This is a genomic window from Acidimicrobiales bacterium (assembly GCA_036399815.1).
Taxonomy (GTDB): domain Bacteria; phylum Actinomycetota; class Acidimicrobiia; order Acidimicrobiales; family DASWMK01; genus DASWMK01.
Map to the genome: position 1 here is coordinate 1 of DASWMK010000165.1, position 14,553 is coordinate 14,553.

14 protein-coding genes are annotated in these 14,553 nt (G+C 75.8%); 8 read left to right on the plus strand and 6 right to left on the minus strand.

What is annotated here, in order from left to right; translation table 11 throughout:
• Nucleotides 1–1,061, plus strand: a 1,061-nt coding sequence (locus VGB14_11845) for a PASTA domain-containing protein (protein HEX9993610.1), incomplete at its 5' end; no start/stop codon positions are given.
• A gap of 18 nt (nt 1,062–1,079) precedes the next feature.
• Here the strand turns inward: VGB14_11845 and VGB14_11850 are convergent.
• Both VGB14_11850 and VGB14_11855 read right to left on the minus strand, forming a co-directional pair.
• Entirely contained in the window at nt 1,080–1,508 is a 429-nt protein-coding gene (locus VGB14_11850; GenBank protein HEX9993611.1) for a VOC family protein, read from the minus strand.
• Nucleotides 1,509–1,510: 2 nt separating this feature from the next.
• Complete coding sequence (locus tag VGB14_11855) at nt 1,511–2,938, minus strand: aminobutyraldehyde dehydrogenase (GenBank protein HEX9993612.1); 1,428 nt, start codon at nt 2,936–2,938, stop codon at nt 1,511–1,513.
• Nucleotides 2,939–2,962: 24 nt separating this feature from the next.
• Here VGB14_11855 and VGB14_11860 point away from each other — a divergent pair, with 24 nt between their 5' ends.
• Nucleotides 2,963–4,087, plus strand: coding sequence for a hypothetical protein (locus VGB14_11860; GenBank protein ID HEX9993613.1), 1,125 nt, complete (start codon nt 2,963–2,965; stop codon nt 4,085–4,087).
• Here the strand turns inward: VGB14_11860 and VGB14_11865 are convergent.
• Nucleotides 4,084–5,487, minus strand: coding sequence for a M20/M25/M40 family metallo-hydrolase (locus VGB14_11865; GenBank protein ID HEX9993614.1), 1,404 nt, complete (start codon nt 5,485–5,487; stop codon nt 4,084–4,086). The two genes, VGB14_11860 and VGB14_11865, sit on opposite strands and share 4 nt — an antisense overlap.
• Nucleotides 5,488–5,543: 56 nt before the next feature.
• On the opposite strand from VGB14_11865, the gene VGB14_11870 reads away from it, so the two are divergent.
• The gene (locus VGB14_11870) at nt 5,544–5,999 is read left to right on the plus strand and encodes a hypothetical protein (protein ID HEX9993615.1); all 456 of its coding nucleotides are present in this window, start codon (nt 5,544–5,546) and stop codon (nt 5,997–5,999) included.
• Nucleotides 6,000–6,076: 77 nt separating this feature from the next.
• The gene (locus tag VGB14_11875; GenBank protein ID HEX9993616.1) at nt 6,077–6,277 is read left to right on the plus strand and encodes a hypothetical protein; all 201 of its coding nucleotides are present in this window, start codon (nt 6,077–6,079) and stop codon (nt 6,275–6,277) included.
• A gap of 19 nt (nt 6,278–6,296) precedes the next feature.
• On the opposite strand, the gene hutH is transcribed toward VGB14_11875, so the two are convergent.
• Together hutH and VGB14_11885 are read right to left on the minus strand one after the other, a co-directional pair.
• Nucleotides 6,297–7,850 carry a histidine ammonia-lyase gene (gene hutH, locus VGB14_11880; GenBank protein HEX9993617.1) on the minus strand — a complete coding sequence of 518 codons (1,554 nt, stop codon included), beginning with the start codon at nt 7,848–7,850 and terminating at the stop codon, nt 6,297–6,299.
• Nucleotides 7,840–9,063, minus strand: coding sequence for an amidohydrolase family protein (locus tag VGB14_11885; protein HEX9993618.1), 1,224 nt, complete (start codon nt 9,061–9,063; stop codon nt 7,840–7,842). The genes hutH and VGB14_11885 overlap by 11 nt, the downstream gene beginning before the upstream one ends.
• A 137-nt stretch (nt 9,064–9,200) precedes the next feature.
• On the opposite strand from VGB14_11885, the gene VGB14_11890 reads away from it, so the two are divergent.
• On the plus strand, nt 9,201–9,770 hold the full coding sequence (locus VGB14_11890) for a hypothetical protein (GenBank protein HEX9993619.1): 570 nt from the start codon (nt 9,201–9,203) through the stop codon (nt 9,768–9,770).
• Here VGB14_11890 and VGB14_11895 read toward each other — a convergent pair.
• A complete protein-coding gene (locus VGB14_11895) occupies nt 9,767–10,336 on the minus strand; it encodes a histidine phosphatase family protein (protein ID HEX9993620.1) in 570 nt (189 codons plus the stop codon). The genes VGB14_11890 and VGB14_11895 overlap by 4 nt on opposite strands.
• Before the next feature lie 50 nt (nt 10,337–10,386).
• Here VGB14_11895 and hutU point away from each other — a divergent pair, with 50 nt between their 5' ends.
• The 3 genes from hutU to VGB14_11910 form a co-directional block, all read left to right on the plus strand.
• Nucleotides 10,387–12,060: a urocanate hydratase gene (gene hutU, locus VGB14_11900; protein HEX9993621.1), complete on the plus strand. Its 1,674-nt coding sequence runs from the start codon at nt 10,387–10,389 to the stop codon at nt 12,058–12,060.
• On the plus strand, nt 12,057–13,274 hold the full coding sequence (locus tag VGB14_11905) for an allantoate amidohydrolase (GenBank protein ID HEX9993622.1): 1,218 nt from the start codon (nt 12,057–12,059) through the stop codon (nt 13,272–13,274). The genes hutU and VGB14_11905 overlap by 4 nt, the downstream gene beginning before the upstream one ends.
• On the plus strand, nt 13,268–14,553 hold a 1,286-nt coding region (locus VGB14_11910), incomplete at its 3' end, for a formimidoylglutamate deiminase (protein ID HEX9993623.1). The genes VGB14_11905 and VGB14_11910, both read left to right, overlap by 7 nt.

Consider the following 14,553-nt stretch of genomic DNA (forward strand, 5'->3'; position numbering starts at 1 on the left):
CGCCGCCCCCCGTCCGGCCGGGGCCGGCACCGGGCCAGGCGCGGCGACGCCGGCGGTGGCCCCTCGTCGCCGCGGTGCTCGCCCTGCTCGTCGCCGTGCCCGCCGCCGCCGTCCTCGCCGGCGACGACGAGAAGGGGCGCGGCGACGGCACGGCGAGCCCCGCCGTCGGCGACACGGCGTCGTCCGACACCTCGGAGACGTCGCCGACGTCGGACACGAGGGCCGAGCCGCCGACGTCGGGCACGAGCGTCCCCGAGGCGCCGGTCGCGATGATCGACGTGCGGGGCATGTCGCTCGAGGAGGCGGAGGACGCGCTCCGCGACGCGGACATCGAGTTCGAGGTCGAGGAGGAGGTGGGCGGCGGCCAGATCGGGACGGTGCTGGAGCAGAGGCCGGCGCCCGGGGAGGACGTCGTCGGCCCCGCGCAGCTGACCGTCGCCGTCGCCCCGGCGACGATGCCGGACCTCGTCGAGCTCACGCTCGACGACGCGCAGGCCCGCATGGAGGACGTCGGCGCGACCGTCACGGTCGTGGAGGTGCTGGACGAGGGCCGGCCGGACGGGACCGTCGTCGCCCAGACGCCGGCGGCCGGCGAGCCGTTCGCGCCGCAGGTCGAGCTCCAGGTCGCCCGCCAGCCGGTGAGCGTCTTCCTCGCCGACCTCGACGCCGTCGAGGGCGGCTTCGCCGAGGTCCAGGCGAACGTCAACGGGGTCGACTACGTGCACAGCCTCGTCGAGCACGCCGACAGCGGTCCGGACCTCGCGGGCTACGACCTCGGCCGGCACTACACGCGGTTCCGGGCCATCGTCGGCCAGCGCGACGACTCCGACTCGGGCGTCGTCGTCCGCTTCGAGGTGTTCGCCGACGGGCGACCCGTCTACCAGCGGGACCTGGCGCTCGGCGAGCAGGACACCGTCGACCTCGACGTCACCGGTGTGCTCCGCCTCCAGCTCGTGGTCACCAAGCTCGGCGAGCACGACCTCCGGGACGCGTACGGCGTGTTCGCGGACGCTCGCGTCCTCGGCCTCCCGAGCGAGGTCCCGACGACGACGGGCGACTGAGCGGGGCGACCGGCGCCGCTACCCCAGGTCGGCGAGGCGGGTGGGGTCGGGGTGGCCCTCCCGGAAGAACAGCTCGATGGCGATGCCGTCGGGGTCCTTCACGTTCAGGACGGCGCCGTAGTACTTCTCGATGGTCGGCGTGTAGGGCACGCCCAGCTGGTCGAGGCGGGCCTCCCAGTCGTCGAGGTCCGAGCGGCGGGCGACCCGGAAGGCGACGTGGTCGAACCCCGTCCTCGTCGGGTCGAAGCGCTCGCCCGCGTTGGAGTCGTGCTGCTGGAAGCCCACGATCACCCCGCGCGGGTGCACGAGGATCACCTCCCGCCAGCTCTCCCCCTCCGGGTACTCGAGCACCTGGAACCCGAACACCCGGCACCACCAGTCCCGGCTGGTGTCGAGGTCCGTGCACGACAGCGACAGGTGCGAGAACCCCAGCAGCTCGGCGGCCATCGTCAGGCCTCGATGTTCGACATGACGTGCTTGATCCTCGTGTACTCCTCGAGGCCGTAGATCGACAGGTCCTTGCCGTGGCCGGACGACTTGAAGCCGCCGTGGGGCATCTCGGCGACGAGGGGGATGTGGCAGTTGATCCACACGCACCCGAAGTCGAGGGCCTTCGCCATGCGCATGGCCCGGCCGTGGTCCCTCGTCCACACGCTCGACGCCAGCCCGTACTCCACGCCGTTGGCCCAGGCCAGCGCCTTCTCCTCGTCGTCGAAGCGCTGCACGGTGATGACCGGGCCGAAGATCTCCTGCTGGATCATCTCGTCGGCCTGGTCGAGGCCGGTGACGACGGTCGGCTCCCAGAAGTAGCCGCCCTCGCCGGCCCGCCGGCCGCCGGCGACGACCTCGGCCGACGACGGCACCCGCTCGAGGAACCCCTGCACCCGGGCCAGCTGGTCCTCGTTGTTGAGCGGCCCGTAGAACGCGTCCTCGTCGGACGGCGGGCCGGTCCTCGTCTCCTTCGCCCGCTCGGCCAGCTGGGCGACGAAGTCGTCGTGCACCCTGGGGCCGGCGAGCACGCGGGTGGCGGCCGTGCAGTCCTGGCCGGCGTTGAAGTAGCCGGCCTCGGCGATCGACGCCGCCGCGGCGGCGGCGTCAGCGTCGTCGAACACGATGACCGGGGCCTTGCCGCCGAGCTCCAGGTGGACCCGCTTGAGCTGGCGGCCGGCGGCCTCGGCCACCTCCCGCCCGGCCCGCACGCTGCCGGTGATGCTGGCCATGGCGGGGACGGGGTGGCCGATCAGCGCCGCGCCCGTCGACCGGTCGCCGCACACCACGTTGAACACGCCCGGCGGCAGGTGCTCGGCCATCAGCTCGGCCATGCGCACGGTCGTCACCGGCGTGGTGTCGCTCGGCTTCAGCACGACCGTGTTGCCGGCGGCCAGGGCCGGCGCCCACTTCCAGACGGCCATCATCATCGGGTAGTTCCACGGCGTCACCTGGGCGCACACGCCCACCGGCTCCCGCCGGACGTACGAGGTGAAGCCGCGCAGGTACTCGGTCGCGGCCCGCCCCTCGAGCACCCGGGCGGCGCCCGCGAAGAAGCGGATCTGGTCGACCATCGGGGGCAGCTCCTCCGAGGTCGTCAGCCCGACCGGCTTGCCGGTGTTCTCGCACTCGAGGCGCACGAGCTCCTCGCCGGCCGCCTCGAAGGCGTCGGCGATGCGGAGGAGCGCCAGGCTGCGCTCCGACGGGGTGGCGTCCCGCCACGAGTCGAAGGCCCGGGCGGCGGCCTGGACGGCGGCGTCGACGTCGGCCTCCCCGGACAGCGGCGCCTCGGCGAACGCCTGCCCCGTCGAGGGGTCGATCAGCTCGGTGGTGCGGCCGTCGGCGGCGGGGACGGACCGGCCGTCGACGAAGTTCTGGAGGGTCCTCATCGCCGCCGACGCTAGCGTCCGGCGATGAGAGCGATCCGGGTGGTGGCCGTGGCGGCGGCGATGCTGGCGGCGGTCCCCACCGGAGCGTGGGCGGCGGCGCCCAGGGCGGGGCAGTGGACCGAGGTGCCCCACACCCGGCCGTCGGGCGACCAGGAGCTGCACGACGCCTTCTCGCCGGGGCCGGACGACGTGTGGGCCGTCGGCCACCGCTTCGTCTCGGTCGGCGGGGCGTTCGAGTTCCGCACCTACGCGCAGCACTGGGACGGCTCGTCGTGGACCTGGGTGCCGACCGTGGACCGGGAGGGCGGGCCGGCGACCAACTTCCTGTTCGGGGTGGGCGGGTCGTCGCCGGCGGACGTGTGGGCCGTCGGCTACTCCCGCAACCCGGGCCAGGCGTCGGTGACCCTCGTCGAGCGGTGGAACGGCTCGGCGTGGTCGATCGTCCCGTCGCCGAGCCCCAGCCCGTCGGGCAGCTACCTGCTCGACGTGAGCGCGACGTCGCCCACCGACGCCTGGGCCGTCGGCGAGCAGAGCGACCCGGGGACGCTCACCGAGCGGCCGCTCGTCCTCCACTGGGACGGCGCCTCGTGGTCGGCGGTGCCGTACGCCGCCGTCGCCGGCTGCACCGACCGGGCCCGGCTGACGACCGTCGACGCCACCGCCCGGCCCGTGCTCGTGGGCGGCACCTGCCGCACGGCGAGCGGGGCCGAGCAGGGCTTCGTCGCCCGCCGCACGGCCACCGGGTGGGCGCTCGAGGCCGGCGCCGGCACCCTGCCCGCCCCGAGCACGGTCGAGGGGCTGGACCGGGCCGGCGCCGACGTCTGGGCCGTCGGCTCGGACGACGCAGGGGCGCTCACCGTGCGGCGCTCGGGCGGGGCGTGGGCCGTCGTGCCCACCCCGCACGTCGGCGACGCCGACCAGCTGCTCGCCGTCGACGGCCGCGGCGCCCGCAACGTGTGGGCCGTGGGGCTCACGTCGCACGGCACGGCCTTCGCCGAGCGCCTGGCGCTGCACTGGGACGGGTCGGCCTGGCGGGCCGTCCCCGCCGGTGACTACTCCCGCCTGGAGGGCGTGGCCTTCGACGGGACCGGCGACGTGTGGGCCGTCGGCTCCGACATCGGCAAGTCCCTGATCCTCCGGGGCCCCTAGCGGGAGCGGGCGGCGTGGGCGGCGAGGATCGACGCCACCGCCTGCGTCACCCGCTTCCCGGTCGGCACGTCGAGGAACTCGTTCGGACCGTGCGCGTTGCTGCCCGGCCCGAGCACGCCGGTGATCACGAACTGGGCGTCGGGGAACCGGGAGGCGAGCATCCCGATGAACGGGATGGTGCCGCCCTCGCCGATCGAGCGGGCCGGCTGCCCGTAGGCCTCGACCGAGGCCCGGTCGACGGCCTCGGCCAGCCACGGCGGCATCGGCTGGGCGTTCCAGCCGTCCTCGCCGGCCAGCCCGTCCACGGTCACCCGGGCGCCGTGGGGCGGGTCGGCCGTCAGGATCGCCTCCACCGAGCGCGCCGCCGCGGCGGCGTCGGCCGTCGGGGGCACGCGGAAGGCGAGCCGCACGCGCGTGAACGGGCGGATGACGTTGCCGCCGCCGAGCACCGGCGGCATCCCGTCCACGCCGGTGACGGCGAGCGACGCCTTCCACGACTTCGACAGCAGCCACGCCGCCGGGTCGTCGCCGGCCGGCCCGGCGCCGGGCACGAACGGCCAGTCGGCGATGGACGCGCCGAGCTCGGCCGCCGTCGCCTCGACCTCGGCCAGCCGGTGGCCGGGGACGTCGACCCGCAGCTCGGGCACGAGCAGCTCGCCGGTCTCGTCGTCCTCGATCCTCGCCAGGAGCGAGCGGAGGAGGCGGAACGAGTCGGGGACGATGCCGCCGGCCAGCCCGCTGTGCACGCCCTCGGTCAGCACCTCGACGGTGAGGTTCTGGATGACCATCCCCCGCAGCGAGGTGACCAGCCACAGCCGGTCCCAGGTCGGGCAGGACGAGTCGAGGCAGACGACCAGGCTCGGGTCGCCGATGCGGTCGCCGAGGGCGTCGATGTAGGGCGGCAGGTGGGTGCTGCCGCTCTCCTCGCTCCCCTCGATGAGCACGACGCAGCGGGCGTGGGGCCGGCCGGCGTCGCGGACGGCCTCGATGGCGGTGAGGGCGGCGAACGCCGCGTACCCGTCGTCGGCCCCGCCCCGCCCGTACAGGCGGTCGCCCTCCAGCACCGGCGTCCACGGGCCGAGCCCCTCCCGCCAGCCGGTCATCTCCGGCTGCTTGTCGAGGTGGCCGTAGAGGACGACGGTGTCGTCGGCCGGCCCGCCGCCCGAGGCCGGGACGTCGATCACGAGCACCGGGGTGAGCCCGGGCAGCTCCATCAGGTCGACGGTGGCCCCGGCGATGCCCCGCCCCTCGCACCACCGCCGCACGAGGTCGGCGGCCTCGGCCATGTGCCCGTGCGCGGCCCACTCCGGGTCGAACGCCGGCGACAGGTTCGGGATGCGGATGAACTCGGTGAGCGCCGGGACGATCTCCTCGTCCCACACGCGGTCGACGACGGACATGCCGGCGATCCTCTCAGAGCAGCGGGCCGGTGACAGCCTGTCGTAGCATCTCGCCCATGCCGGCGCACGATGTCGTCCACATCGTTGGCGACGAGGTGACCCGTCGTGAGGCGAAGGCGATGCTCGACGCCCTGTCCAGTCTCCCCGCAGGCGCCAACATCGCGCCGTTCCTACGCGCCGTCCTCGACGCGGTCGCGAGCGGCGGGACGACGACGATCGTCACGACTGGCCCGGACGTGACGCGCTCCCAGGCCGCAGCCGTGCTGGGCCTCCCGGTCGACGCCGTGTCGCGACTCGTCGAGGTCGGTGTGCGGGTGACGTCGCTGCCGACGTTGCTCGACGTCGCCGAGCGGATGCGCGCCGGCGTCGACCCGATCCTGTCCGCGATCGTCGCGGGCAAGGACGTTGCCGCGGCCGTCGCCGATCTCGTCCGGGCAGAAGGCGGCGACATCGAGGCGCCCTTCCCGGGCACCGCGGGCGACCTCCGTGAGCGCCTCGACCGCTGGGGTTGAGCTACGAGCCCTTCAACCTCGAGGACACACTTGACCGTTGGCTAGAGGCTGAGGGCGATTTCGTCCGTCGCCGAGCAGTGATCCAGTTCCTGATGGACCTGTGCGACCGGGAAGGGCATGCCGAGCGGGCCGCACCGGTCGAGAACCAGGCCCTGCCGAGCTTTGCCGTGCTCATCCCCGGAACGGCAGTGGTCGTCGTCTGGGTCGTCGTCGCCCGGTATCGCCAGGTCGTGCTCCGGTACGTCTACGACCTGGAGACGGACCGGTACCCGCCGTAGCTCGGTTCGATCGATCCTCTCAGAGCAGCGGGCCGGTGACGGACCGGACGGCGTGGACGAGCGCGCCGGTCCGCACCAGCTCCTCGGCGGCGGCCAGCTCGGGGGCGACGGGGCGGTCGGGGCCGGGGCCGGGCACCCGCTCCCGCAGCAGGGCGAGCGCCGCGCCGGTGGCGGCGGCCGGGCGCAGCGGGGCGCGAAGGTCGATCGCCCTGGCCGCGGTGAGGTACTCGACGGCCAGGATCCTGGCCAGGTTGGCGACCGCCCGGCGGAGCTTGCGGGCCGCGCCCCACCCCATCGACACGTGGTCCTCCTGCATGGCGGAGGTCGGGATCGAGTCGACGCTGGCCGGCACGGCGAGGCGCTTGTTCTCGGCCACCAGCGCGGCCGCCGTGTACTGGGCGATCATCAGCCCTGAATCGACCCCGGCGTCGGGCGCGAGGAACGGCGGCAGCCCCTGGGACCGGGCGACGTCGAGCATGCGGTCGGTGCGGCGCTCGCTGATCGAGCCGACGTCGGCGACGGCGATGGCGAGGAAGTCGCAGACGAACGCGACGGGCGCGCCGTGGAAGTTGCCGTTGGACGACACCGTGCCGTCGGGCAGCACCATCGGGTTGTCGATGGCCGACCCGAGCTCGACCTCGGCCACCCGGCGGGCGTGGTCGACCGTGTCCCTCGCCGCCCCCGCCACCTGGGGCGCGCAGCGCAGGGAGTAGGCGTCCTGGACCCGGGGGTCGCCCTCCCGGTGGGACGCGACGATCGGCGAGCCGTCGAGCAGGCGCAGCAGGTTGGCGGCGCTCGCCACCTGGCCGGGGTGGGGCCGGATGGCGTGCAGGTCGGGCCGGAAGACGCGGTCGGTGCCGAGCAGGCCCTCGACGCTCATCGCCGCCGTCACGTCGGCCGCCCGCAGCAGCATCGACAGGTCGGCCAGGGCGAGCACGAGCATGCCGAGCATGCCGTCGGTGCCGTTGATGAGGGCCAGCCCCTCCTTGGCCGTGAGGGTCAGCGGCTCGATGCCGGCCGCCGGGAGGGCGTCGGCGGCGGCCACCACCTCGCCGTCCCGCGCCACCTCGCCCTCCCCCATCAGCACGAGGCCGACGTGGGCCAGCGGGGCGAGGTCGCCGCTGCACCCGACCGAGCCGTGCTCGGGCACGACGGGGGTCAGCCCGGCGTTCAGCAGGGCGACGAGCGCCTCGGCCACCGCCGGCCGGCCGCCGCTGTAGCCCATGGCCAGGCTCCTGGCCCTGAGGAGGACCATGGCCCGCACGACCTCGTCCTCCACCGGCGGCCCCATCCCGGCGGCGTGGGAGCGCACCAGGGACCGCTGGAGCTGCTCCCGCCGCTCGGCGGGGATGAAGACGGTCGCCAGCGAGCCGAACCCGGTGGACACGCCGTAGACCGGCTCGCCGGACGACGCCAGCCCGTCGACGATGGCCCGGGACCGGGCCATGGCCTCGACGGCCCGGTCGGACAGGGCGACCGGGGCCCCGTCCCTCGCCACCGCCACCACCTCGGCCGCCGTCAGGCCCCGGCCCTCGACGACGACCGTCGGCCGGTGGGGCGGCTCAGCCCCCACGCACCACCTGCCCGCCCTTCACGACGAGGCGCACCCGGTCGGTCCGGTCGAACAGCTCGGGGTCGGCCAGCGGGTCGCCCTCGAAGGCGACCAGGTCGGCGGCCTTGCCCTCGGTGACCGTGCCCAGCTCGTCGCCCAGGTTGAGCAGCTCGGCGTTCACCCTGGTGGCCGACTCGACGGCCGCCATCGGCCCGAGGATGCCGGCCTTCAGGGTCAGCTCGAGCCCGCGGCGGTCCTGGCCGATGCCGAGCAGGTCCGAGCCCGACCCGATCTTCACGCCCGCGTCCCGGGCGATCTTGACCGCGCCGCTCATGGCCTCCTCGACGCCGGCGGCCCTGGCCACGATGTCCTCCCCGAGGCCCCACGCCGAGCCGTGCTCCGCCATCAGGTGCAGGACGGTGAGGGTGGGGACGACGTAGGCGCCGGCCTCGGCCACCTCCTGGGCCGTCTCGGCGTCGAGGAAGGTGGCGTGCTCGAAGCTGCGGATGCCCGCCGCCAGCCCGTTCTTGATGCCCCGGATGTTGTGGGAGTGGGCCAGCACGTAGGTGTCGCGGGCGGCGGCCTCCTCGACGATCGCCCGCAGCTCCTCCACGCCGAACTGGGCGTCCTCCAGCCGGTCGGTGCGGGACACGACCCCGCCCGACACGCACACCTTGATCTGGGTGGCGCCCCGCCGGAACGCCTCGCGGGCCGCCTTGCGGGCCTCGTCGGGGCCGTCGCACACGATCGACCCGCTGGCGAGGCCGGGGACGTCGCGCTCGAGGTGGATCTCGAAGGCGTGGCGGAAGTCGCCGTGCCCGCCCGTCTGGCAGAGGATCGGGCCCGACGGCAGGATGCGCGGCCCCTCGACCAGCCCGGAGGCGACGGCCATCACGAGGCCGGCGTCGGCCCCGCCCGCGTCCCGCACGGTCGTGAACCCGGCGTCGAGGGCGAGCGAGCAGTTGCGGAAGATGTGGGCGGCGGCCACGGCGGCGGACATGCGCTCGTACGCCATGTCGCCGGCGTCGATGATCGTGAGGTGGGCGTGGGCGTCGATGAGCCCGGGGAGCAGGGTCGCGCCCGAGAGGTCGACGACCTCGGCGTCGGACGGCGGTGAGCCGCCGACCTGGGCGATGCGGTCGCCCTCCACCACGACCCCCGCGTCGTTCACCGGGTCGGCGCCCGTGCCGTCGACGAGCCGGGCGCCCCGCAGGACCAGGCGGGAAGGGGCCATGGGCGGACCGTAGTCGTGCCGGCGGCGTTCCGGGGGCGGGCGGGACGCGGGCTTCGGCCCTTGTGCGGCACCTGTCCGGAGTGGGAGGATGGTCGGCCGCTGCGCACGGGAGCGCAGCGCTGGGGAGGGGAACCGCGATGCAATCGAACCCGTGGCCGTCGGCGCGCGCGCCCTGGCACCGGAGGGCCTGGGACACGTACCGCGCCTGGTCGAGGCGGACGCAGTGGATCGTCGCCGGCGTCGCCGTGTTCGTCCTGCTCGCGCTGATCGGCGCGGTCGGCGGCGAGCCGGACACCGACGAGGCGGCGTCCGTCGCCCCGTCGACCACGACGACGACCGAGCGCCCGACGACGACCACCACCGAGGCGCCGACGACCACCACGGCGAGGCCGACGACCACGACGACCGCGCCGCCGACGACCACGACGACGGCGCCGCCGACGACCACCACGGCACCGCCGACGACGGTCCCGCCGACGACCGCGCCACCGACGCTCCCGCCGACGACTTCGCCGCCGCCGACACAGCCGCCGTCGGACTGCCATCCGAACTACGACCCCTGCATCCCGATCGGCTACGACGCCGACTGCGCAGGGGGCGAGGGCGACGGGCCGATCTTCGTCGAGGGTCCCGTCTACATCAAGAACGGGGCGGACCCGTACGGGCTCGACGGCAACGACAACGACGGGATCGGCTGCGAGAGCTAGTCGGGCGCCGGCTGGTTCCAGACGGTCACGACGGGCTGCTCGCGCTCCCAGCCGAGCACGGAGACCGTCGCCGTCGACAGGGCGAGGAGCCGGCCGGCCTCGGCGGGCAGGCCGATCCAGCGGGCGGCCAGCACCCGGAGGAGGTGGCCGTGGGCGACGACGGCGACGTCGCCGTCCACGGCCCGCACCGCCTCGATGACCCGGTCGGCCCGGTGGCCGACGTCGTCCACCTGCTCGCCGCCGGGGACCGGGCCGGTCCACACCGTCCACCCGGGGAGGCCCTCGCGGACCTCCTCGGTGGTGCGGCCCTCGAAGTCGCCGTAGGCCCACTCGCGCAGGTCGTCGACCACCTCGCCGCCGCCCAGGCCGGCCAGCCGGCACGTCTCGGCCGCCCGCCGCAGCGGGCTCACGAGCACGCGGGCGAAGCACCGGCCGCGCAGCAGCGCGCCGATGGCGCGGGCCTGGTCGCGCCCCCGGTCGGTGAGGGGCACGTCGGTCGTGCCGGTGTGGCGCCCGGTGGCGCTCCACTCGGTCTCGCCGTGGCGGAGGAGGACAACGTCGGGCATGGGCGGCAGCCTTCCCCGCCGCTCCCCCGCCGGACCTACGCTCGCCGCCCATGAGCCCCGCCGACTTCACGACCGGCACCCGCGACGTGCGGGCGCCGAGGGGGACCGAGCGCTCCTGCAAGGGCTGGCCGCAGGAGGCCGCGCTCCGCATGCTGATGAACAACCTCGACGCCGAGGTGGCCGAGCGCCCCGGCGAGCTCGTCGTGTACGGCGGCACGGGGCGGGCGGCCCGGTCGTGGGCCGCGTTCGACGCCATGGTCGCGTCGCTCCGCGACCTCGAGGACGACGAGACGCTGCTCGTGCAGTCGGGCAAGCCGGTCGGCGTGTTCCGCACCCACGAGTGGGCGCCCCGGGTGCTCATCGCCAACTCGATGCTGGTGCCCGACTGGGCGAACTGGGACGAGTTCCGGCGCCTCGAGGCGCTCGGGCTGACCATGTACGGGCAGATGACGGCCGGCTCGTGGATCTACATCGGGTCCCAGGGGATCCTCCAGGGGACCTACGAGTGCTTCGCCGCCATCGCCGAGCGGCGCTTCGGCGGCACCCTGGCCGGCACGATCACCGTCACCGCCGGCCTCGGCGGCATGGGCGGCGCCCAGCCGCTCGCCGTCACCATGAACGGCGGGGTCGTGATCTGCGTGGAGGTCGACCCGTCGCGCATCGAGCGGCGGCTCGCCACCCGCTACCTCGACGTGCGGGCCGACGACCTCGACCACGCCTGCCGGCTGGCCGAGGAGGCGAGGGACGATCGCCGGGCCCTGTCGATCGGCCTGCTCGGCAACGCCGCCGAGGTGCTCCCCCGCCTCGCCGCCGCCGGGTTCGCGGCCGACGTGGTCACCGACCAGACGGCGGCCCACGACCCGCTGTTCTACGTGCCGGCCGGGCTGTCGGTGGAGGAGGCGGCCGAGCTGCGGGAGCGCGACCCGGACGACTACGTCCGCCGGGCGCGGGCCAGCATGGTCGAGCACTGCGCGGCGATGGTCGCCTTCCAGGAGCGGGGCGCCGAGGTGTTCGACTACGGCAACAGCCTGCGGGCCGAGGCCCGGCTGGGCGGCTTCGAGCAGGCGTTCTCGTACCCGGGGTTCATCCCCGCCTACATCCGCCCGCTGTTCTGCGAGGGCAAGGGCCCGTTCCGGTGGGCGGCGCTGTCGGGCGACCCGGCCGACATCGGCGTCACCGACAAGGCGGCCATCGAGCAGTTCCCGGACAACGAGCCGCTCCTGCGCTGGATCCGCATGGCGTCGGACCGGGTCGCCTTCCAGGGCCTGCCCGCCCGCATCTGCTGGCTCGGCTACGGCGAGCGGGCCGAGCTCGGCGTCCGCTTCAACGAGCTCGTCGCCAGCGGCCGGGTGCAGGCGCCGATCGTGATCGGCCGCGACCACCTCGACTCCGGGTCGGTGGCCTCGCCGTACCGGGAGACCGAGGCCATGGCCGACGGCAGCGACGCCATCGCCGACTGGCCGATCCTCAACGCGCTCCTCAACTGCGCCAGCGGGGCGTCGTGGGTGAGCGTCCACCACGGCGGCGGGGTGGGCATCGGCCGCTCGATCCACGCCGGGATGGTGGCCGTCGCCGACGGCTCCGACCTCGCCGCGCAGAAGCTCGAGCGGGTGCTGACGAGCGACCCGGGCACCGGCGTCGCCCGCCACGCCGACGCCGGCTACCCCGAGGCCATGGCCGTCGCCCGCGACCGGGGCGTGCGCATCCCGCTCGCCGGCCGGTGACGACGGCCGCCCGGTTCCGGGCGTCGTTCGACGGGCTGGCGGCCATCGGGCGCTCGCCGGCCGGCGGCTGGAACCGCTTCGCCTGGACGGCCGAGGACGCGGCCGCCCGGGCGTGGTTCGAGGCGGAGGCGGCCGGGATCGGCGGCGACGTCGAGCAGGACGCCAACGGCAACCTGTGGGCCTGGTGGTGGCCGGAGGGGTCGACGGCGGCCGCAGCCGGCGCCGTCGTCACCGGCAGCCACCTGGACACCGTGCCCGAGGGCGGCGCCTACGACGGGGCGCTCGGCGTGGTGGCCGGCCTCCTCGCCGTCGAGGACGTGCTGGCCGGCGACCGCCCGCTGCGCCGGCCGGTGGCGGTCGTCGCCTTCGCCGACGAGGAGGGCGCCCGCTTCGGCCTGTCGTGCGTGGGCAGCCGCCTGGCCACCGGCGCCGTCGACCCCGACGACGCCCGCCGGCGCACGGGCACGGACGGCGTGCGCATGGCCGACGCCATGGCCGCCGCCGGCGTCGACCCCTCCGGGCTCGGCCCCGAGCCGCTCCGGCTCGGCCGCATCGGCGCCTTCGTGGAGCTCCACGTCGAGCAGGGCAGGGGGCTGGCCGACCTCGACGCCCCGGTCGCCGTCGCCACCGAGATCTGGCCGCACGGCCGGTGGCGGTGCACGGCGGTGGGCGAGGCCAACCACGCCGGCACCACCCGCCTCGAGGACCGCCGGGACCCGGCCATGGTCCTCGCCGCCGCCGTCATCGCGGCGAGGGCGAGGGCAGCCGCCACCGGCGGGCTGGCCACGGTCGGCCGGGTGGCGGTGACGCCCAACGGGACCAACGTCGTCCCGTCCAGGGTCGACCTCTGGCTCGACGCCCGCGCCCCGGACGACCCGGCCCTCGACGCGCTCGTGGCCGGGTGGGAGGAGGACGTGCGGGCGGCCGCCGGCGAGCACGGCGTGGACGTCGAGGTGGCGGTCGAGTCCCGCACGGCCGCCGTCCCGTTCGACCCCGGCCTGCGCGCCCGGCTGACCGCCCTGCTCGGCGCGCCGGAGCTGCCCACCGGCGCCGGCCACGACGCCGGCATCCTCGCCCCCGCGGCCCGCACGGCCATGCTGTTCGTCCGCAACCCCACCGGCGTGTCCCACAGCCCGGCCGAGTCGGCCACCGACGACGACTGCGTCGCCGGCGTGGCCGCGCTGGCCGCCGTCCTGGCCGACCTGGCGTGCTGACCCCGATCCGGTCCTGGCACGCCGGCTGGGGCTGGGTCGACGGCGCGGCCCGCACCGACGTCCGGCTGACGGCCGAGGGCGAGCGCCTCGTGCGGGTCGAGCACGGCGTGCCGGCGGCCGAGGGCGACACCCGGCTGCCCGGGCTCGTGCTGCCCGGCCTGGCCAACGCCCACAGCCACGCCTTCCACCGGGCGCTGCGGGGCAGGACCCACGCCGGCCGCGGCGACTTCTGGACCTGGCGGGAGGCGATGTACGCGGTCGCCGTCGCCCTCGACCCCGGCTCCCTCCACGGGCTGGCGCTGGCCGCCTACGCGGAGATGGCGCTCGCCGGGATCACCGCCGTCGGCGAGTTCCACTACGTCCACCACCGCCCCGACGGCCGCCCCTACGACGACCCGAACGCCATGGCCGAGGCGCTGGTGGCGGCGGCGGCCGAGGCCGGCGTGCGCCTGACCCTGCTCGACACCTGCTACCTGCACGGCGGGGTGGACGGGCGGCCCCTCGACGAGCGCCAGCGGCGCTTCGGCGACGGCTCGGCGGCGGCGTGGGCCGAGCGGGTGGCGGCGCTCGGCGAGGGCGGGCCCGGCTGGCGGCCCGGCGCGGCGATCCACAGCGTGCGGGCCGTCGACCCCGCCGCCATGGCCGAGGTGGCGGCGTTCGCGGCCACCCACCGCATGCCGCTGCACCTCCACCTGTCCGAGCAGCCGGCCGAGAACGAGGCCTGCCTGGCCGCCACCGGCCGCACCCCGGCCGGGCTGGCCGACGACTGCGGCGTCCTCGGCCCGTCCACCACCGCCGTGCACGCCACCCACCTGACCGCCGTCGACGTCGCCCTGCTGGGCGGCACCGGCACGTCGGTGTGCCTGTGCCCGACGACCGAGCGGGACCTGGCCGACGGGATCGGGCCGGCCGCCGACCTGGCCGCCGCCGGCAGCCCGCTCTGCCTCGGCAGCGACAGCCACGCCGTCGTCGACCTGTTCGAGGAGGCGCGGGCCGTCGAGCTGGACGAGCGCCTCCGCACCGGCCGCCGGGGCCACCACGACCCGGCCGCCCTCCTCGCCGCGGCCACGGGCGGCGGGGCGGCGTCGCTCGGCTGGGACGCCGGCGAGCTCGCCCCCGGGCGCCTGGCCGACTTCTGCGCCGTGGACCTTTCGTCCCCCCGCCTGGCCGGCGCCGACCCCGGCCAGGTCGTGTTCGCGGCGACGGCGGCCGACGTGACGGAGGTGGTCGTCGGCGGCGAGCCCGTCGTCCGGGACCGGACCCACGTGCGGGTCGCCGA